Raw genomic sequence first — 19,515 nt, 5'->3', positions numbered from 1 at the left:
ATTGAGGATGACCTGCTCACGGCCGGTCAGGCCGGGGCGCCGCCCTGCGCCCGTCCCGCTTCCAGGACGTCGGCGGCGAGCCTGTCGACGTCGGCCGGGGTGGTGCGGGGGTTGATGGTGCACAGCCGCAGTGCCCGGCGGCCGTCCACGACGGTCGTGGCCATCATGAACCGGTCCCCGCGGTTGACGGTCTCGACGATGCGGGTCTGGATCGCGTCGAGGTCCGCGGCGTCGTCCGCGGCCCGAGGCCGGTACCGGAAGCAGAGGATGCCCAGGCTCGGTCCGGCGAGCAGTTCCAGCTCGTCGCTCCGCTCGACGAGTTCGGCGGCGTGCTCGGCCAGGTCGAGCCCGTGGTCGATGGCCGCGCGGAAGGCGGCCACGCCGAAACCCTTGAACGACAACCACAGCTTGAGCGCACGGGCGGCAGTGGTGAACTGGACGCCGTGGTCGGACAGGTTGACCTCGTCGGGCGCGGACCGGGTGAGGTCGAGGTACCCGGCCCGCGCGCGGAACCGGTCCAGCGCGAACGCCCGGTGCAGCGCGGCCGGGTCCCGGACGAGCAGGCAGCCGATCTCGTAGGGCTGGAACAGCCACTTGTGCGGGTCGATGGCGACCGAGTCGGCGTCGGCCAGCCCGGTACCTACACCACCTGCGCCACCGACGTCACCGCACGCGCGGGTCTCGACGCGCCGGGCTGCGCCTCCGTCCGCTTCACCGCGCCGAGGCTGGTGTTCGACGCCCACGCCCACGGCGGCAAGCTGACCGCCCCGCTCGTCGGCGTCGGCCCGCTCGCACCGTCCGACCCGGGCTGCACCATCCAACCGGGCCTCGACCAGGACGGGTTCCTCGGCGCGACCCTGCCCGGTGTCGGCTCGCTGGAGGTGATCGACACCGAGGCCCGCGGCGTGGTCGACGGCGACGGCGAGCGCACCGCCACCGCGTGGGCCCGCACCGCGCAGGTCTCCCCGCTGGGCGGCCTCATCACCACCGACGAGATCCACGCCACGGCCACCGCCGACGAGAACGGCGCTAGCGCCGTCACCGCCGCCGGACAGGCCGAACTGGTCAACCTGCGGATCAACGGCACCCCCGTGGCCGACCCCGCGACCGACCTGACCACCACCATCCCGCTCGCGGCCACCATCGTGGTCAACCAACAACGACCCCCGGCAGACGGCGCCCGCATCGCCGTCAACGCCCCGCACATCCGCCTGCTCAACAGCGTCGACCTCGTGATCAACCACGCCCGCGTCACCCTGACCCGCCCCAGCACCCCCTGCCCGGTCAACTGACACCCCCGGGGTGGTGCCGCTCACCCCGGCACCACCCGTCAGCCGGGAACCGCGGCAGCGTGGACGAGGTCGAGCGGGCAAGGGCAAGCGGTTACCGCCTGGGCCACCGGAGCCCAGGACCCGTACCGCCGGTGGCCCAGTCCTGCCGTGAACGCCGAAATTGGCAATCCACCTAGACGATGGCCCGCTTCGTTGACCGGTGTCGTCCGCGCCTCCCACTCTGAAGTCGCACAGGCCCGAGGGACAGCCCTCGGAGGTTCGATCGTCTCGACCACGGTGCGCGGTTGCAGCACGGCGGACAACCCACTGGAGCCGGACGGCCACGACGTGCGGCGGCCGGTGCGACAGGAGTACGCGCGGTTCCACGCAGACGCACGCCCAGGGGCCGGCACCGGACCGGCCCACCGTCCACGAGGAGCACGCCCTTGTTCAGCAGAATCGCCATCGTCAACCGCGGCGAGGCCGCGCTCCGGCTCCTCCACACCGTCGGTGACCTCGTCGAGCAGACGGGAGCGCGGATCGAGACAGTCGCGCTGCACACCGATGTGGACGACGCGGCGACCTTCGTCCGGCGGGCTGACCACGCGTACCTCCTCGGCCCCGCGGCTTCCCGCCCCTACCTCGACCTGGCGGTGCTGGAGCGGGCTCTCGTGGAGACCGGCGCCGACGCGGCCTGGGTCGGCTGGGGCTTCGTCGCGGAGAACCCCGATTTCGTCGAGCTGTGCGACCGGCTCGGTGTCACGTTCATCGGCCCGAGCGCCGCGGCCATGCGCCTGCTCGGGGACAAGATCGGCTCGAAGCTGCTGGCCGAGCGGGTCGGTGTGCCGGTGGCGGCGTGGAGCGGCGGTCCGGTGGCGGACCTCCGGGCGGCGGTGGAGGCGGCCGACGCGATCGGCTACCCGTTGATGCTCAAGGCGAGCGCGGGCGGCGGTGGTCGCGGCATCCGCCGGATCGACTCGCGGGCGGAGCTGGCCGAGGCGTTCGAGCGGACGTCGTCGGAGGCGGAACGCGCGTTCGGCAGCGGGGTGATGTTCCTTGAGCGGTTGGTGACCGGCGCCCGGCACGTGGAGGTGCAGGTCATCGCGGACGGACAGGGCACGGCCTGGGCGCTGGGGGTTCGCGACTGCTCGGTGCAGCGGCGCAACCAGAAGGTGATCGAGGAGTCGGCATCGCCCGTCCTGACCCGTGGCCAGGTGGAGCACATCAAGGCCGCGGCCGAGCGGCTGGCGTGCGCCGTCGAGTACCGCGGCGCGTGCACGGTCGAGTTCCTGTACCACCCCGGCACGAGGACGTTCGCCTTCCTGGAGGTCAACACCCGCCTGCAGGTCGAGCACCCGATCACCGAGGCCACCACCGGGTTCGACCTGGTTCGAGCCCAGCTCCGGGTGGCGGCGGGGCGACCGCTGACCGGCGAGCCGCCGCGCGAGACCGGCCACGCGGTCGAGGCGCGGCTCAACGCCGAGGACCCCGACCGCGATTTCACGCCCTGCCCGGGGCGTATCGCGCGCCTGGACCTGCCGACCGGTCCCGGGATTCGCGTGGACACCGGTGTCGGTGCGGGTGACGTGATCCCCGCGGAGTTCGACTCCATGATCGCGAAGGTGATCGCCTACGGCGCGACGCGCGCCGAAGCGCTCGCCAGGTTGCGCCGGGCGCTGACCGAGACCTCGGTCGTCATCGAGGGCGGCACGACCAACAAGGGCTTCCTGCTGGAGCTGCTGTCCCACCCGGACGTCATCGACGGCACGGCGGACACGGCGTGGGTCGACCGCATGCGTGGCGCGTCCGGGCGCGGTGGCGCCCCGCACCTCGCGGTGGCGCTCGCGGTGGCGGGCATCGAGGCGGCGGACGCCGCGGACGAGGTCTCGCGCGCCGCGCTGCTGGACTCGGCGCGCGGCGGTCGCCCGGCGACCGACCACGAGGTCACCCGGTCGTTCGACTTCCTCGCGGGCACCGCGGGTCACCGGGTCGAGGTCACCAGGACGGGCGTCGGGCGCTACCGCGTGTCGGTGCCCGGTGCGACCGAGGTGACCGAGGTGACCGAGGTGACCGAGGCGACCGTGGAGGTGCGGCGGTTCGACCGGCACGCCGCGGAACTCGTCGTCGACGGTGTGCGCCACCGCGTGGTCGTCGACGCGCGCGATCCCGTGTACCACGTGGAGGTCGAAGGCACGGCGCACCGCTTGAGCCGCAACGAGGGCGGCCTGCTGCGGGCGCCGATGCCGGGCTTGGTGGTCGCGGCGCCCGTGGCGGTGGGCGCCGAGGTGGCCGCCGGCGACCCCGTGGTGGTGTTGGAGGCGATGAAGATGGAGAGCGCGGTGCGGGCGCCCGCCCGCGCCCGCCTCACCGAGCTGTGCGTGCCGGTCGGCACGCAGGTCGTGGCGGGCGCCCCGCTGGCACGCCTCGACGTCGGCGAGCGGTCGGGGGTGGGCGACGGGTCGACCGTCGACGTGCGCTTCCCCGCCGCGGCTGAGGAGTCCGCCGAGCGCTGCGCGGCCCACCTGCTGGACGTGCTGCACGACGCCGTCCTCGGGCACGGCCCGGTCCCGGCCCTGGACGGGTACCTCGCCGCCCGCCGGGAACTCGCCGATCGGCCGTTGGCCGGCGAAGCGCGGCTGCTGCGGGTGTTCACCGCGGTGTGCGGGCTGAGCGCCGACCGCGCCGAGGACGGCGGCCGGGCGCCGCGCGAGGACTTCCACTGGTACCTCACCACGCTCGACGCCGACCGGGCCGGTGTGTCGGCGTCCTTCCGGCGGCTCCTGCGCGCCGCGCTCGCGCACTACGGCGTCGACGACGTGGAGCGCGGCGACGGGGTCGGCGAGGCGGTGTTCCGGCTGCACTTGGCGCTGCGGCGCGCGGGGGAGGCCGCCGAGGTCGTCCGAGCCCTGCTGCGGCGGTGGCTGGCCGAGCGCCCACCGGCGGCGCCCGACCGGGAAGCGGTGCGGACCGCGCTCGACCACCTGGCCTCGACCGCGCGGACGGCGTTCCCCGATCTCGCCGACACCGCGCGGGCCGTCCTGCTGCGGTGGTTCACCGGCCCCGCGCGCCGCCGGGCACGGGCCCGCTCCCACGCCGACGCCCGGCGGCACCTCCGCCACCTCGACCACGCCCCGTCCGCCCCCGATCGCGCGGAGCGCCTGGCCGCCGTCGCGGCGACGCCCGAGCCCCTGGTCCGGCTCCTGACCGGACGGTTCGGCCGGACCGGCGCGGGTCCCGACCCGCTGCTGGAGGCGTTGGCCCACCGGCACTACGGCGGCCAGGCCCTGGGTGACGTGCGCCCGGCGGAGGTGGGCGGCTGCGCCTTCCTCGTCGCCGAGCACCTGGCCAGTGGCTCGCGGCTGGTGAGCACCGCCGTCCCGTTCGACCGGCTCGCCGCGGCGCAGCGCGGGATCGTCGAACTGGGGCAGGAGCAGACCGTGGTCGCCGACGTGCACGTGCTGTGGGACGACTCCCCCGCCGACGCCGACACCGCGGCCGCGCGACTGCTCGAACCGCTCGGCTCGACCGAGCTGCCCGAGAAGATCGGCCGGATCACGGTGACCGCCACCCGGCGCGGCGGGACCGGGCACCACCACTTCACGTTCGTCCCGGGCCCGAACGGCCTGGTGGAGGATCGGCTGCTGCGCGGTCTGCACCCGTACGTCGCCGAGCGCGTGCAGTGGGAGCGGATGAGCGGGTTCACCCTGGACCGGCTGCCCACCGGGGACGACGAGGTGGCGCTGTTCCGCTGCACCGCGGCGGGCGACCCGTCCGACGTCCGGCTCCTCGCGCTCGGCCAGGTCCGCGGCCTGACCGCGCGGCGCCGGGACGACGGGGTCGTGGAGCTGCCGGCGGCGGAGGAAACCCTCGCCCTGTGCCTGGGCGCGATCCGGCACGCCCGGCTGGAGTCGGGCGCCGCGCACGGCCACCGCGTGCTCGTCTACCTGTGGCCACCCGTCGACGTCGAGGGGTCCGAGGTCGCCGCCGCGCTGGAGCGCCTGCTCCCGGACGCAGACGGACTGGACCTCGCCGAGGTGCTGGTCCTGGGTCACCGGCACGCCGACGGCGCGGGTGACGAGGCGGACCTCGCCGTCCGGGTCGTGCCGGACGCGCAGGGGCGGTTGCGGGTGGTCCCCGGTCTGCCGCCGGTCGGGCCGCTGCGCCCGCTGGACGGCTACGCGCGCACGGTGTCGAACGCCCGTGCCCGCGGCGTGGTCCACCCCCACGAGCTGGCCGGTCTCGCGGCCGGCGCGGGCGGCACGTTCACCGAGTACGACCTGGACGGCGACACCCTCGTGCCGGTGGACCGGCCGAAGGGCGAGAACACCGCCGCGGTGGTCGTCGGCGTGGTGAGCACGCCGACCCCGAAGCACCCGGAGGGCGTGTCCCGCGTCATCCTGCTGGGCGACGCCACCAAGGCGCTGGGCGCGCTGTCCGCGCCGGAGTGCCGGCGCGTGATCGCCGCCTTGGACCTGGCCGCGGCGCTGCGGCTGCCGGTCGAGTGGTTCGCGGTGTCGGCGGGCGCGCGGATCTCGCGCGAGTCGGGTACCGAGAACATGGACTGGGTAGCGGCCGTGCTGCGGCGCATCGTCGAGTTCACCCAGGACGGTGGCGAGGTCAACATCGTGGTGTCGGGCATCGCGGTCGGCGCGCAGCCGTACTGGAGCGCCGAGGCCACCATGCTCATGCACACCAGGGGCGTGCTGGTGATGGTGCCCGGATCGGCGATGGTGCTGACCGGCAAGCGGTCGCTGGACTTCTCCGGTGGCGTGTCCGCCGAGGACAACGCGGGCATCGGCGGGTACGACCGCGTCATGGGCCCGAACGGCCAGGCGCAGTACCGGGCCGAAGACCTCGCCGGGGCGCGCGACGTGCTGATGGCGCACTACGACCACACCTACGTCGTGCCGGGCGAGACGGGTCCCCGCGCGGCGTCGACCGCGGACCCGGAGGACCGGGACGTCACGCCCTACCCGCACCCGGCGGGCGACAGCCCGTTCACCTCGGTGGGTCAGATCTTCTCCGCCGAGAGCAACCCCGACCGCAAGAAGCCGTTCGACATCCGGGCGGTCCTGCGCGCCGTGTCCGACCAGGACCGGCCGGTGCTGGAGCGCTGGGCGGACCTCGTGGGCGGCGAGACGGCGGTGGTCCTCGACGCGCACCTCGGCGGGCAACCCGTGTGCCTGCTGGGCATCGAGTCGACGACCGTGGCGCGGCGCGGGTTCCCGCCCGCCGACGGGCCTGGCGCGTACACGTCGGGCACGCTGTTCCCCCGGTCGTCGAAGAAGGTCGCCAGGGCGATCAACGCCGCCTCCGGCGTGCGCCCGGTGGTGGTGCTGGCGAACCTGTCCGGGTTCGACGGCTCCCCCGAGTCGATGCGGGAGCTCCAACTGGAGTTCGGCGCCGAGATCGGCCGGGCGGTGGTGAACTTCCGCGGCCGGATCGTGTTCTGCGTGGTGTCCCGCTACCACGGCGGGGCGTTCGTGGTGTTCTCCAAGGCGCTCAACCCCGGCGTGACGGTCCTCGCCGTCGAGGGGTCGTTCGCCTCGGTCATCGGCGGCGCGCCCGCCGCGGCCGTCGTCTTCTCCCGCGACGTCGACCGGCGCACCGCCGCGGACCCGCGCGTGCTCGCCCTGACCGGGGCGGGTGGCGGCCGGGAGCACGGCGGGGAGGACCCGGCCCGCGTGCGGCGGGTGGTGCGGGCGGAGAAGCTGGGCGAGGTGGCGGCCGAGTTCGACCGCATCCACGACATCCACCGCGCCGTCGAGGTCGGCTCCGTGGACCGCGTCCTGCCGGCGCGGGAGCTGCGGCCGGGCATCATCGCGGCGGTGCGGGGCGCGTCGCGCCCCTGGAGGCCCTGACCGGCCGACGAGCCGGGCCCGGACGGGACCGCGAACGGACCACCACGCAGCCGGACCGCCCGGCCCGGCTCACGCAGCCGGGCCGGGCGGTCCGGCTGCGCGCTCAGTCCGAGCGCACGGTCCCGCGCGTCCGGGTGAGCCCGCCGCGCAGCAGGTCCAGCACCTCGGCCTGGTGGTCGGTCAGGAAGAAGTGGCCGCCGGGGTAGACCCGCAGGTCGAACGCGCCGGTGGTGTGCTCTCGCCACCCCTCCGCCTCGGCGGCGGTCGTCTTCGGGTCGGCGTCACCGGTCAGCACGGTCACCGGGCACGTCAGCGGCTCCCCCGGCGTGTGCCGGTAGGTCTCCACGGCGCGGTAGTCCGCGCGCAGCGGCGGCAGCACCATCGCCACCAGGTCGCGGTCCCGCAGGTTCGCCGCGCCCGTGCCGCCGAGCGCGGCGACCTCGGCCAGCAGGCCCCGCTCGTCCATCAGGTGCACCGCCTCGGAGCGGCGCCGGTCGGGGGCGCGCCGCCCGGACACGTACAGGTGCGCCGGCGCCTCGTCGTGCTTGCCGGTCAGCAGCCGCGCGACCTCGAACGCCACCAGCGCGCCCATGCTGTGCCCGAACAGCGCGGGAGGATCGCCGGGCAGGTCGGCCACGAGTGGTGCGACCTGCCGGGCGATGGCGCCGACGTCGTCGAGCGGCGCCTCGTCCCGGCGGTCCTGGCGACCGGGGTACTGGACCGCGAGGACGGACACGTCCGGCGCCAGGGCGTGCGACATCGGGTGGTACCAGCTCGCCGATCCGCCCGCGTGCGGGAAGCACACCAGGCGCGGCGCGCCGCCCCGGCTCGCGTGGTACTCCCTGAGCCACCGGGCGCGCTCGTCGTGGCGCTGTGCGGACATGGGTGTCTCCTTCTCCTCGTCTGTGCTCGGAACCGGCTCCGGGCAGCGCAAGACCCCGTGGCCGTGGTGTCACGCCCACGGGGTCGGCCCCACCGCCCTCAGTCGTCGTGCACCACGACCGCCTGCACCGGGCACGCTTGCGGCACCTCGCGCACGCGCGGGTCGTCCGCGCCGTGCTCGCCGCCCTCGACGAGCACGACCAGCGCCTCGTCGTCCTGGGTGAACACCGCGGGCGCGATCATCACGCACTGCCCGGCGCCGATGCAGCGGTCCCGGTGGAGGGTGATGCGCACCGCCGTCACCACGTCACCGGCAGCACGCGGGGCCCCTGGCCGTCGTGGCCCGCGCTGATCGGGATCTCGTCCACCGGCACGGCCAGCTTCAGCGTCGGGATGCGGGCGAACAGCGAGCCGAGGGCGATCTCCAGTTCCGCGCGGGCCAGGTTCTGCCCCAGGCACTGGTGGATGCCGTGGCCGAAGCCGACGTGCCGTCCGGCGGCGCGGCGCAGGTCGAGCGTGTCGGGGTCCTCGTAGGCGGCGCCGTCGCGGTTCATCAGCATGATCGACAGGACCACGCCGTCACCGGCCTTGATGGTCTGGTCCCCGACCTGGACGTCGTCGACGGCGAGCCGGACGATGAAGTCCGAGACGGACAGGAAGCGCAGCAGCTCCTCGATCGCGTTGGGCAGCAGGCCGTCGTCGGCGTGCAGCGCGGCGAGCTGCTCGGGGTGCTCCAGGAGCGCGAGGACCCCCAGGGAGATCGCGTTGCCGGTGGTCTCGTGGCCGGCGACCAGCAGCACCATCGCCATCTTGACCAGCTCGTCGTAGTCCAGCTCGCCCTCGGCGAGCTGGACGCTGATCAGCTCGTCGAGCAGTCCTTCTCCCGGCTGTTCCTGCTTGCCGCGGACGAGGTCGAACAGGTAGCCGTACAGCGCGCCGAACGCCGCGTCCGCCTCGGCCGACGTCGCCGCGCCCACGAAGTCGCGTGAGCGCTCCTCGAACAGGTCGTGGTCGTCGTACGGCACGCCCAGCAGCATGCAGATCGCGATCGAGGGCACGGGCAGGGCGAACCGGGAGACCAGGTCGATCGTCGGCCCGTCGGCGAGGATGCCGTCGAGCAGCCGGTCGACCTCCCGCTGGAGGACCGGGCGCATCGCCGCCATCCGCTTGACGCCGAAGCTGGGGATCAGCATGCGGCGCTGGCGGGCGTGCTCCGGGTCGTCCACCCCGATCAACGGGAGGGACAGGCCCTCTCGGCCTTCGGTGCGGGCCACCACCACGGGGAAGGCGGGACTGGCCCACTCCGAGGAGAGCCGCTGGTCGGCGAGCAGGGCGCGGCCCTCGGCGTGGCCCGTCACCAGCCACACCTCGCGCCCGTCGAACAGCCGGACCCTGGTGAGCGGGCGGGTCGCCCCCATCGGCGCGTAACCGGGCGCGGGGTGGTACGGGCAGGACCGGTCCGAGGGGAACGCGGGCACGGCCGGCTCGGCGGGCCGGCTGGTGGTCTCGGTCATGGTGCGCCTTTCGGGATCACGGGTGTGCGGTGGGTGCGGCACCGTCGCCGCGGCGCGGCCGATGCCGGGTGTCAGCGGAGGCTGCGGTGCTCGGCGACGACGCGGTCGACGGCGCGCACAACGCGCCCGGCCCCGCCCTCGCGGTCGATCGGGGAACCCGGTGCCCCTGTGTTGTCGCGGTGGGCCGCGTGTCGCGGTAGGCCGGGTTGCCGAGCACGCGTCGGGTGGTGGTGGCGAGCCGGTCCGGCGCCGGAGAGCTTCGACGCGCCGAGCGCGGCTCCCCCGGGCGGACGAGCCGGGTCATGGGGCGCGGTGCCGGCCCCGGAGGTGGGCGCCGGGGCCGGTGAACGGCGCGGCGTCGCCGTGCGAACCGATCGCGGTGATCGACAAGTGCATGATGAGGTGTCACCTCGTGGTCCGGTGCGTTCCTGGATCCGGTGCGTTCCTGGAGGAGTGGTCACCGCGTTGTCGCCACGGGGTCCGCCGCGGCGGCGTTCCCGAGCGGACCGGGCCGGGCAGCGCGCACAGCAGGAGGGCGACGGCGGCCATGAGGCCGACGAGCAGCCACAGGGCGCGCTCGAAGGCCGCGGCGTAGCCGGTGGGGGAACCGAAGAACACCAGCCCCACGAGCACGACGCCCAGAGCGGCCCCCACCTGGCCGGTGGCGCCGACCAGGCCGGAGGCGCTGCCGGCGTGCCGCACCGGGACGAAGGACAGGATCAGGCCGGTCAGCGGCGACAGCACCTGGCCGACGCCCAGGCCGACCAGTGCCAGGGGCAGCGCCATCGCGAGGGCGTCGACCCGCGTGCCGCCCTCGCGGGCGACGACGCCGAACACGACCAGACCGGCGATGGTCAGCAGCACGCCCAGCAACAACGTCATCCGCCCGAGACGGGGGTAGACGAACTGGACCGACACCCCGCCGGAGACGGCCACCGCCACGGAGAACGGGATGGAGGCCAACCCGGTGCCCAGTGCCGTCCACCCCATGCCGACCTGCACGTACAGCGTCCAGACGAGGAAGAACGCCGCGGGCAGGCTCTGGAACAGCAACTGCACCGCGAGCCCGGCGGAGAACCCGCGCGAGGCGAACAGGTCGAGCACGACGAGCTGCGGCAGGCCGCGTCGCCCGCGCGAGCGCTGGTGCCGCACGAACAGCACGAGCGCCGGGACGAACAGCACGACGGACGCGACGCTCCACGGCGGCCAGCCCAGTTCGCGGCCCTGCACCAGCGGAACCAGCAGCAGGAGCAGGGTCAGGACGGCCAGGCCCACGCCGGTCAGGTCCAGCCGCCGCACGTCCGGCGCGCGGGACTCGCGCACCCAGCGCCCGGCGAGCACGACCGTGAGCGCGCCGACCGGCACGTTGACGGCGAACACGCCGCGCCACCCCAGCCCGAGCAGGTCGGCCTCGACCAGCAGGCCGCCGACGAGCGGACCGCTGACCACGGCGACCCCGGCGATGACCGCCGAGATGCCGACGACCTTGGCGAACTCCTCGGCGAACGCGACGCGGATGATCGCCAGCACCTGCGGCACCATCATCGCGGCGAACGCGCCCTGCACCGCCCTGGCGGCCACGATCGCCCCCGCGTCCCACGCGAGGGCGCACACGGCCGACCCGAGCACGAACCCGAGCGCGCCGACGAGGAACACCCGCTTGCGGCCGACGATGTCACCCAGCCTCCCGCCGGGGATCAACAGCACGCCGAAGGACAGCATGTACGCCGCCGGCACCCACTGGAGCTGCGCCGCGGTCATGTCCAGCTCCTCGCGGATGCTGGGGATCGCGACGTTCACCACGTTGCCGTCGAGCAGGTCCATGAACAGCGCCAGCATCAACACCCACAGGGCGTGCCACCGCCTGGGGTCCGGCACGAGCGGCGCGGCGGTGGCCCGCGCGTCCCCGGTCACCACCAGCCGGTCCCGCTCGCTCGCCGCGCCGGCGTGGGCCGGTAGGTGGCGCACGCGGCCGGCAGGCGCACGCCGGACAGCCGCAGCTGGCCCACCCTGGCAGCGAACGCCGCGCCGCGCACCAGGTTGACCGCGATGTCGACGACCGAGCGGTTCTCCAGCGCGGCCAGGTACGTGCCGGCCACCCAGTCGTTGAACGCGCCCATCGCGGGCCCGCACCACACCTGGTAGTCGGTGACGCGATCGGGGGCGCCCGCCGTGCTCCACCCCGACGAGAGGCCGAGGTACCAGCGGAACACCAGCGCCATCCGGCGCTTCGGGTCGTTCTCCGCACGGGCGATCTGGGCCGGGTCGCGCTCCTGGAAGAAGCGCACGGTGTCCTCCCAGACGTCGGCCAGGGGCCGTCGGAAGATCCGCTCCTCCAGCGCGGCCCGGTCGTCGGCCGGGATGTCCTCGATGCCCGCGTGCTCGCGGTAGGTCTCGTAGAGCCGCCGGGCGCGGGACGCGAACATGGTGCCGCGCCGCAGGACCTGCACCTCGACGCCCATCTCGAACATGTCGGCGGACGGCGCCATCGCGCAGTCGGCCGCGCCGGCGGTGGCCAGCAGGCGCTTGGTCGCCGGCGACTGCCCGGCCTCCGCCGACGCCTGGTTCACCGAGCCGGTGACCACGTAGTCGGCGCCCGTGGTGAACGCGGCGGCCGCGGCGGCGGGCGTGCCGATGCCGCCGGCCGCGCCCACCCTGGTCCGGGAGACCAGGCCCGCGCCCCGCTGGACCCGGTCGCGCAGCGCGATCAGCTCGGGCAGCAGCACCGGCAGCGGGCGGCGGTCGGTGTGACCGCCGGAATCGGCCTCGGCGGTGAGGTCGTCGGCCAGCGGCACCCGCTTCGCCAGCTCGGCCTGCTCGGCGGTGATCGCGCCCCTCTCCACCAGGCCGCGCACCAGCGCCTCGGGCGGCGGGCGCAGGAACCGCTCGGCCACCTCCGGCCGGGAGACCTTGGCGACGAGCCGGTTGCCGATCCGCACGCCGCCTCGACCGTCGGGGGCGAGGCCGGCGAGCCGGTAGCGCACCACCTCGGGGGTCAGGTCGAGGAACGCCGACGCCTCGACGCACCGGACGCCGTGCCGCAGGCAGAGGTCCACGGTGGCCCTCTCCATCGCCGGTTCGCTCGGGCTGTGGATGAGGTTGCACGCGAACGGCAGGCCGGGCGCGCGCCGGGTGATGTCGGCCAGCGCCGCGTCGACCCGGGCCGGGACCAGCCCGGCCGCGCCGAACGACGCCAGGAAGCCCGCTCCGGCCAGCGCGACGACCAGGTCGGCCGAGGCGATGCCGTTGGCCATCGCACCGGCCATGTACGGGTGGGAGACGCCGTGGTCGGCGAGGAAACCCGGGGAGCCGAGCCTGTCGGGCGACAGCGGCGGTGCGGCGGCGAGGAGTCGCGCGCCGGCCAGGGCGTCCTCGTCGTTGGTCGCGGCGAGGCCGCGTTCGTCGCGCAGGACGAACACCGGCCGGTCCAGCGCGGTCAGCGCGTCGTACAGCTCGCCCGCCTCACGGGCGGGTTCCGACCTGGTGGTCACCACGACGCCTCCCCTTGGACGAGCGCGGCGGCGGTGCGGCGCTGCAACAGGTGTTGGACCTCCAGGGCGCCCGCGTGCGCCTCGGCGACGGCGGATCGCACGTCGCGCACGAGGGCGTCCACGGCTGCCTGCACGGCGTCCGCCGGGACCGCGGCGGGTCCGGCCGGCCGGCCGCTCCCCGGTCGGGGCGCGTCGGCGAGCCGGACGCCGTGGTCGAACGGCTCGCCGACGAAGCTCATCCGGTCGTCGTCGTTCACAGCGGTTCCTCCGTCCTGTCCCGGTCGCCCGTCACCGCTCGCCGCCGCCGTCGCCGTCGCCGTCGCGCCACGCGCTCACCGCGTCGGCGAACTTCGCGGCCATGTCAGCGGTCTGGATGACGGACACGCCGGACAGGCGCATCAGGACGGTCCCGTCGCGGTCGCACGCGGTCACGTCCACGGTGCTCGACGTGGCGGTCGAGCGGACCTCCCGCGCCACGACGACGAACGGCTCGTCGTCGGGCAGCGGCGCGAAGCACTCGACGTGCTCGACGCCCAGCGGCAGTCCCGCGCGACCGGTGCGCCACAGGCCGAGCACCGCACCGCACTGCAGGAGCAGGTCGGTCAGCACGGCGCTGTAGCGGTGGCCGGCGAACGCGCCGGACCCGGCGGCGTCGTCGGCCAGCCGGCACTCGACGACCAGTCGGTCGCCGGACCGGTCGAGGACCCGCCGCAGACCTTGCAGGCGCGGGCCGTGGAAGACCGTCCCGTCCGCGTACCAGGCGAGCGCGTCCTCCGGACCGGCGCCCAGCACGTGGTCGCGCACCTCGGGCAGCCGCTCGGTCCGCGGGTCCCCGGCGGCCAGCACGAGGGTGCCGGCGTAGTGGGAGCGCGCGACCGGCGCCGCGCCCCCGGCGGCGCGGACCCGGGCGCGCAGCACGAGCCGGCCGTCCTCCACCTCGCCCGGTTCGACGTCCACCGCGTACTCGCGTTCGTGGTCGCCGTCGAACACGACGCCCCGGTGCACCTCGAACCCCCGGCAGGCGACGACGCTCAGGCCGGGGTTGGCGCGCTCGACGACGTTCACCAGCCAGCCCAGGCCGAACGTGGCGGGCAGCACGGGGTGGGCGCCGATGCGGTGCGCCCGGATGACCTCGGCGTCCTCGACGCCGGTGAGGTCGCGGGCGGCGGTCAGCGCGGGCGTCGGCACCGGCGCCGGCGCGCCGGTGAGCGCTTCGGGGGCACCGGCCAGCAGTCGCACCTCCGACGCCCTCCCGGCGGCGAACCGCTCGACGAACAGGCGGGCCCCGGTTTCGGGGGCCAGCAGGTCCACCCCCCGGGCGGCGAACACGGCCCGCAGGTCCGGGCCCACCATGCCGCCGTCCCAGGCGCACCAGTCGACGGCGGTCACGAAGCGCTCCGGCCGTTCCCGCTTCAGGGTCGCCGCCACCCGGCACAGCGCCTCGTTGGCGGCGGCGTAGTCGGCCTGGCCGGGGTTGCCCAGCAGGCCCGCCACGGAGGTGAAGAGCACGACGTGCCGCAGCGGCGCGCCGGCCAGCGCGTCGAGCACCGAACGCAGGCCGGTCAGCTTCGGGGTGAAGACCTGCCGGACGTCCTCGGGCGTCTTGTCGGGCAGCAGGGCGTCGGCCAGCGCGCCCGCGCCGTGCACCAGGACGGTGGCGCGTTCGGCGTGGGGGGCGAGGGCGTTCCGCACGGCGGTCGCGTCGCCGACGTCCACGCCCAGGTAGGTGACGCGTGCCCCGGCGTCGGCCACGGCGGTCAGCGTCGCCGCGACCTCGCGCCGCGCGCGCACCTCCCGCACGGCCGCCGTGAACTCGCGCGGGGACAGCGCGCCGGTGCGGGCCAGGGCCTCGGGCAGCGCGTCGTCGGTGACGCCCCGCGCCCAGTCCGGCTCGTCCTCCAGGCCGGTGCGCCCCAGGAGGACGAACTCGGCGCCGGTCCGCTCGGCCAGGGCCCGCACGCAGGCCGCGGTGACGCCACGCGCGCCGCCGGTCACGACCACCACGTCATCCGGTCCGACGGTCGACCCCCCGTCGGCGGAGAGAGGGGTCGCGACTCCCGCCCACGGCGAGGGGCCGTAGGGCGCGGGCCGGACCGTCCAGCGGGCGAGGTCGCCGTCGACCCCGACCTCCAGGACGTCGCGCGCCGCGTCGTGCAGCTCGGCCAGCACGGTGTCGGCCGCCGCGTCCACGCTCAGGGAGGGGGCGAGGTCCAGCGCGCGGCAGAAGACTCCGGGCTCCTCACGGGCCAGCACCTTCACGATGCCGGAGACGCCGCCCGCGACCGCCTCGGCCCGGTCGCGCGTGCCGCGCAGGCCCAAGCCGCCGTCGAGCCTCGTCAGGGTGGCGAACGCGGTCCGCCTCCCGCCGCGCGCGGTCTCCGCGAGGCGCGGGGAGACCTTCCCCACGACGGCCACGACATCGGCGAGCCGGTCGACGGCGAGGTCCCACACCGTGTCCGCGCCGAGCACCACCAGGCAGAGGTCGAGCGGTCCGGCGGGCACGTCGGCCTCGGCGAAGTCGCCGCGGTGCACCGCCCAGCCCGCCTCGGCCAGGGCCTTGGCGCAGGCGTCCGCGTCGGCGCCGACCCCGCCGTGCTCCACGAGCAGTGCCGTGGGCGCGTCGCGGAAGGCGTTCGGGGCGCGGTCGACGGCGGGCAGCCGCACCAGCTCCACCCGGTGCAGCTCCGCCACCGCGCGCGGCGCATCGGGAGCCATGACCGGGACCGAGGCCGAGGCCGAGGTCAGGGCTGGGGCTGCGGTCGAGGCCGGAGCCGAGGCCGAGGTCAGGGCTGGGGCTGGGGCTGGGGTCGAGGCTGGGGCTGGGGTCGGGGCGGACGTCGCCGGAGGCGGGGCGGGCGGGGTGCCGCCGCCCTCGGTCAGGTACGACACGATGTCGTCGAGGGTGCGCAGTTCGCCCAGTTGCTCCGGGCCCAGCACCGGGAGTCCCGGCAGGCTGCCCTGCACGGCGTCGAGGATCTGCACGCGCTTGATGGAGTCGATGCCGAGGTCGGCTTCGAGGTCCATCCCCGTGTCGATCATGGCGGCCGGGTAGCCGGTGCGCTCGGCGACGATCCCGACCAGCGCTTCCCGCGCGGCATCCGGTCCGACCGCGTTCGGCGCGGCGGGCTCGGGGACCGCAGGGACCGGCGGAGCCGCCGGTCCGGTGGTCGCGGCGGGAGCCGGTGCGAACGGCGCGGGCGCGGGCGGGAGGAGGGCGGGGGGCGACGGCGCGGGCGGAGCCGGGGCAGCCGAACCGGCGCCGAGGCCCGCGAGACCCGCCAGGACCTCGTTCGCCCTGGTGTGGGTGCGGCCGATGCCGAGGGACTGCTCCTTCACCTGCTCGACCACGCGCAGCAGCGCGTCGACGTCGGCACCGGTGTCGGCGGCCCGGCGCACCGCGCCCACCAGGTCCTCGGTGATCCGCAGCTGGCCGTCGAGGTAGCGCTCGTGCAGCGCCAAGTGGTGCGCGAGCGCGTCGTCCGGCGCCGCCGGGGCGTGCCCGGCCGCGACCGGGGCCGGCGGGCGCCACTGGCGCCCGTTGACCGCGACGGCGGCCTCCGCCGTGCGTGGTGTCACTTCCATCGTCGAAACCCTGTACCCGTCCTCGATCGCCTCGCGGTACGCCGCCCGGCGGCTCTCCGGCACGTGGTCCGCGCCGTTCAACGTGATCGTCGGACCGCCCGGTTCGACCCGCTCGGGTGCGGGCGCGTCGTGGCGGTTGATGCCGGTGAGGGGCACGCCCAGCACGGCGAGCCACAGCGCCGCCTGCTTGAGGGCCGCGTCGCCGTCGCCGAGGGGCCCGGCGTCGGTGGGGATGGCGACGACCTCCGCGTCCGGCAGCACGCGGGGCACCAGCTGGGTCAGCACCTGCTTGGGCCCGAACTCCACGAACACCGAGCACCCGTCGGCGCGCATCGCGCGCAGGGCGTCCGCGAACTCGACGGGCCGCGCCAGCTGGGCGACCAGCGTGCGCCGGTTGGCGTCGACGTCGTCGCCGTACCGGGCCCCGGACGTGTTGGCGTACACCGGAACCGACGGAGAACCGATCACGGCGGCGTCCACGGCCGGCCTGAAGCGGTCCAGGGCGTGCGCGACGTAGGGCGTGTGGAACGCGGCCGACACGGGCAGCCTGCGCGCCCGCACACCCCGCAGGCCGCACTCCGCGACGAACGCCGCCACGGCGTCGGCCCCACCGCCGATCACCACCTGGTCCGGTGCGTTGTCGTTGCACACCACCAGGTCGCCGAAGTCCGCCAGCAGCGCGGCGACCTCGTCCCGGCCCGTCTGCACGGCGGCCATCGCGCCGCGGTCGCCGTCGTCGAGCGGGGCCATGGCCTCGCCCCGGGCGCGGGCCAGCCGGAAGAAGTCCTCGTCCGCGACGCTGCCGGCCGCCCAGAGCGCGGTCAGCTCGCCGAAGCTGTGCCCCAGGCACCCGGCGACGCCCAGCCCCAGCTCCCGCAGGTAGCGGAACTGCCCGGCGGACAGCGCGCCGATGGCGGGTTGCGCCCACTCGGTGCGGTGCAGCGCGTGCTCCTGCCGGTCGCGCGCGTCGGCGTCGAACACCGGAGGAGGGAAGACCACGTCGGCCAGCGACGCGCCGCCTCCCGCCCGGAACACGGCGTTGGCGTCGTCGAACGCCCCCGCCACGGTCGGGTTGGCCAGCGCCGCGTCGAGCCCCATCTCCAGGTACTGGCTGCCCTGGCCGCTGAACAGCGCGCCCACCTTCGGGTCGGCCAGGCCGGAGCGGCGGTAGTGGATGCCGGCCGGGTGGTCCCAGCGCTCGGCGTCCGGGTCGGCGGCGAGCTGTGCGAGGGCGGCGGCGCGCAGCCGCACGCCCGCCTCCCCGTCGGTGGCGACGAACCCGATCCGGACGTGGTCCGCGGGCACCGGCCCGCCGTCCTCACCCGGTCCGCCGGCGCGCAGCAGTTCGACCAGCGCGGGCACGTCCGGGGCGTGCCACAGGTGGGCCCGCGCGGTCCGCTGGAGCACCGGGACGCCCTCCCGGGAGGGCGCGTGCTCCTCCAGCACCACGTGGAAGTTCGTGCCGCCGAAGCCCATGGCGGAGGTGCCGGCGCGGCGCACCGGGCGCCGGGGGTCCTTGATCCACGGGCGGGTGGCCGTGTTCACGTAGACCGGCGCGTCCTCCCCGAGCGCCCCGGGGTTCGGCCGCTCCACGTTGATCGTGGGCGGCAGCGCCTTCTGGTGCAGGCTCAGCGCCAGCTTGATCAGGTTCGCGGCGCCCGCCGCGCCCTTGGTGTGGCCGATCTGCGACTTGACGCTGCCGATGGCCGCCGACCCCGGTTCCGCGCCGGCGTCGCGCAGCACGGAGGTGAGGGCTTCGAGCTCGGTGCGGTCGCCCACCGGGGTGCCGGTGGCGTGCAGCTCGAACAGCTGCACGGACGCGGGCGAGCAGTCGGCGTCGGCGTAGGCGCGCTGGAGCGCCAGCCTCTGCCCTTCCGCCCGGGGCGCGTAGATGCTCTTGGCCCGGCCGTCGCTGGCCGACCCGATCCCGCGGATCACCGCGTAGACCCGGTCACCGTCGCGCTCGGCGTCCGCGAGCCGCTTGAGGGCGATCATGCCGATGCCCTCGCCGAGCAGCGTGCCGTCCGCGGACTCGTCGAGCGGGCGGATGCGGTCGGACCTCGACAGGGCGCGCGTCTTGCTGAAGCACATGTACATGAACAGCGACGTCTCGGTGTCGCAGCCGCCGGTGATCATCAGGTCCGCTCGGCCGTCGACCAGCTCCGCGACGGCGACCCGGACCGCGGACAGCGAGGCCGCGCAGGCGGCGTCCACGGTGGAGTTCATGCCGCCCAGGCCGAGCCGGTTGGCCACGCGCCCGGCGGTGACGTTCGCCAGCAGGCCGGGGAAGGTGTTCTCCTCCCACGGCGGGAAGGCCTTGGCGTACTTGTCGGCGAGCACGTCGGCGTCCTGTTCGGACAGTCCGCAGCTCACCGCGACCTCGCGCAGCACTGGCGTCGACAGCCGGGCGGCGAGCGGGTGCGACAGCGGCACCGTGCCCGTCACCCCCAGCACCACGCCGGTGCGGGACGGGTCGTACCAGTCCGAGCCGGGCGCGCCCGCGTCCCGCAGCAGGTCGCGCGCGACGACCAGGCTGAGGGTCTGCATGGTGCTGGTGATCTCCAGCTGGTTGGGCGGCATCCCGAACTCGATCGGGTCGAACGCCACGTCGGGCACGAACGCGCCGCGCCGCGCGTAGGTCTTGTCCGGTGTGGACGGATCGGGGTCGTGGTGGTCGGTGGTGCTCCACCGGTCCTCCGGGAGGTCGTCCGTGCAGTCCACCGCGTCGACGATGTTCTGCCAGTAGTCGCGATGGTCCCGCGCCCGCGGGAACAGGCCCGACAGGCCCACGATCGCGATCGGGCTGTCGGCCAGTCTGCGCCGACCTGACTCGTCCGGGCCGTTCACCGTCGTCCTCCCGTCTGCGCGCACCGCGCCCGGCGGCGCGGGCCCCGATCGTGGTGCCCCGGGGTCC

General features: G+C 75.4%; 10 protein-coding genes. 2 read left to right on the top strand and 8 right to left on the bottom strand.

What is annotated here, in order from left to right; translation table 11 throughout:
• Nucleotides 1–26: 26 nt before the first annotated feature.
• Nucleotides 27–749 (bottom strand): aspartate aminotransferase family protein, encoded by a 723-nt coding sequence (locus AB0F89_RS23655; protein ID WP_367127752.1) that lies wholly within the window; start codon nucleotides 747–749, stop codon nucleotides 27–29.
• On the opposite strand from AB0F89_RS23655, the gene AB0F89_RS23650 reads away from it, so the two are divergent.
• Together AB0F89_RS23650 and AB0F89_RS23645 are read left to right on the top strand one after the other, a co-directional pair.
• Nucleotides 729–1,292, top strand: a complete 564-nt coding sequence (locus AB0F89_RS23650) for a choice-of-anchor P family protein (RefSeq protein ID WP_367127751.1) — start codon at nucleotides 729–731, stop codon at nucleotides 1,290–1,292. The two genes, AB0F89_RS23655 and AB0F89_RS23650, sit on opposite strands and share 21 nt — an antisense overlap.
• Before the next feature lie 425 nt (nucleotides 1,293–1,717).
• A complete protein-coding gene (locus AB0F89_RS23645; RefSeq protein WP_367127750.1) occupies nucleotides 1,718–7,132 on the top strand; it encodes a biotin carboxylase N-terminal domain-containing protein in 5,415 nt (1,804 codons plus the stop codon).
• Between the two features lie 103 nt (nucleotides 7,133–7,235).
• Here AB0F89_RS23645 and AB0F89_RS23640 read toward each other — a convergent pair whose 3' ends face one another.
• From AB0F89_RS23640 to AB0F89_RS23610, 7 genes are all read right to left on the bottom strand, one after another.
• Nucleotides 7,236–8,015, bottom strand: a complete 780-nt coding sequence (locus AB0F89_RS23640) for a thioesterase II family protein (protein WP_367127749.1) — start codon at nucleotides 8,013–8,015, stop codon at nucleotides 7,236–7,238.
• 98 nt (nucleotides 8,016–8,113) lie between these two features.
• Nucleotides 8,114–8,308 carry a ferredoxin gene (locus AB0F89_RS23635; RefSeq protein ID WP_367127747.1) on the bottom strand — a complete coding sequence of 65 codons (195 nt, stop codon included), beginning with the start codon at nucleotides 8,306–8,308 and terminating at the stop codon, nucleotides 8,114–8,116.
• A gap of 5 nt (nucleotides 8,309–8,313) precedes the next feature.
• On the bottom strand, nucleotides 8,314–9,528 hold the full coding sequence (locus tag AB0F89_RS23630) for a cytochrome P450 (protein WP_367127746.1): 1,215 nt from the start codon (nucleotides 9,526–9,528) through the stop codon (nucleotides 8,314–8,316).
• A gap of 405 nt (nucleotides 9,529–9,933) precedes the next feature.
• Complete coding sequence (locus AB0F89_RS23625) at nucleotides 9,934–11,445, bottom strand: MFS transporter (RefSeq protein WP_367127745.1); 1,512 nt, start codon at nucleotides 11,443–11,445, stop codon at nucleotides 9,934–9,936.
• Entirely contained in the window at nucleotides 11,439–13,019 is a 1,581-nt protein-coding gene (locus tag AB0F89_RS23620) for a PfaD family polyunsaturated fatty acid/polyketide biosynthesis protein (protein ID WP_367127744.1), read from the bottom strand. Before AB0F89_RS23620 ends, AB0F89_RS23625 begins: the two co-directional genes overlap by 7 nt.
• Nucleotides 13,016–13,276 carry a hypothetical protein gene (locus AB0F89_RS23615; protein ID WP_367127743.1) on the bottom strand — a complete coding sequence of 87 codons (261 nt, stop codon included), beginning with the start codon at nucleotides 13,274–13,276 and terminating at the stop codon, nucleotides 13,016–13,018. Before AB0F89_RS23615 ends, AB0F89_RS23620 begins: the two co-directional genes overlap by 4 nt.
• Nucleotides 13,277–13,307: 31 nt before the next feature.
• Nucleotides 13,308–19,448: an SDR family NAD(P)-dependent oxidoreductase gene (locus AB0F89_RS23610; protein ID WP_367127742.1), complete on the bottom strand. Its 6,141-nt coding sequence runs from the start codon at nucleotides 19,446–19,448 to the stop codon at nucleotides 13,308–13,310.
• Nucleotides 19,449–19,515 lie beyond the last annotated feature (67 nt).

It is taken from the genome of Saccharothrix sp. HUAS TT1, from assembly GCF_040744945.1.
Taxonomy (GTDB): domain Bacteria; phylum Actinomycetota; class Actinomycetes; order Mycobacteriales; family Pseudonocardiaceae; genus Actinosynnema.
Note: the sequence above shows the minus strand (reverse complement) of the source record. Positions and strands in the feature narration are given on the sequence as shown.

Bases quoted from the DNA above. Each gene is read 5' to 3' on its own strand.
- AB0F89_RS23640 (WP_367127749.1), bottom strand. From the start codon at position 8,015: ATGTCCGCACAGCGCCACGACGAGCGCGCCCGGTGGCTCAGGGAGTAC.
- AB0F89_RS23630 (WP_367127746.1), bottom strand. From the start codon at position 9,528: ATGACCGAGACCACCAGCCGGCCCGCCGAGCCGGCCGTGCCCGCGTTC.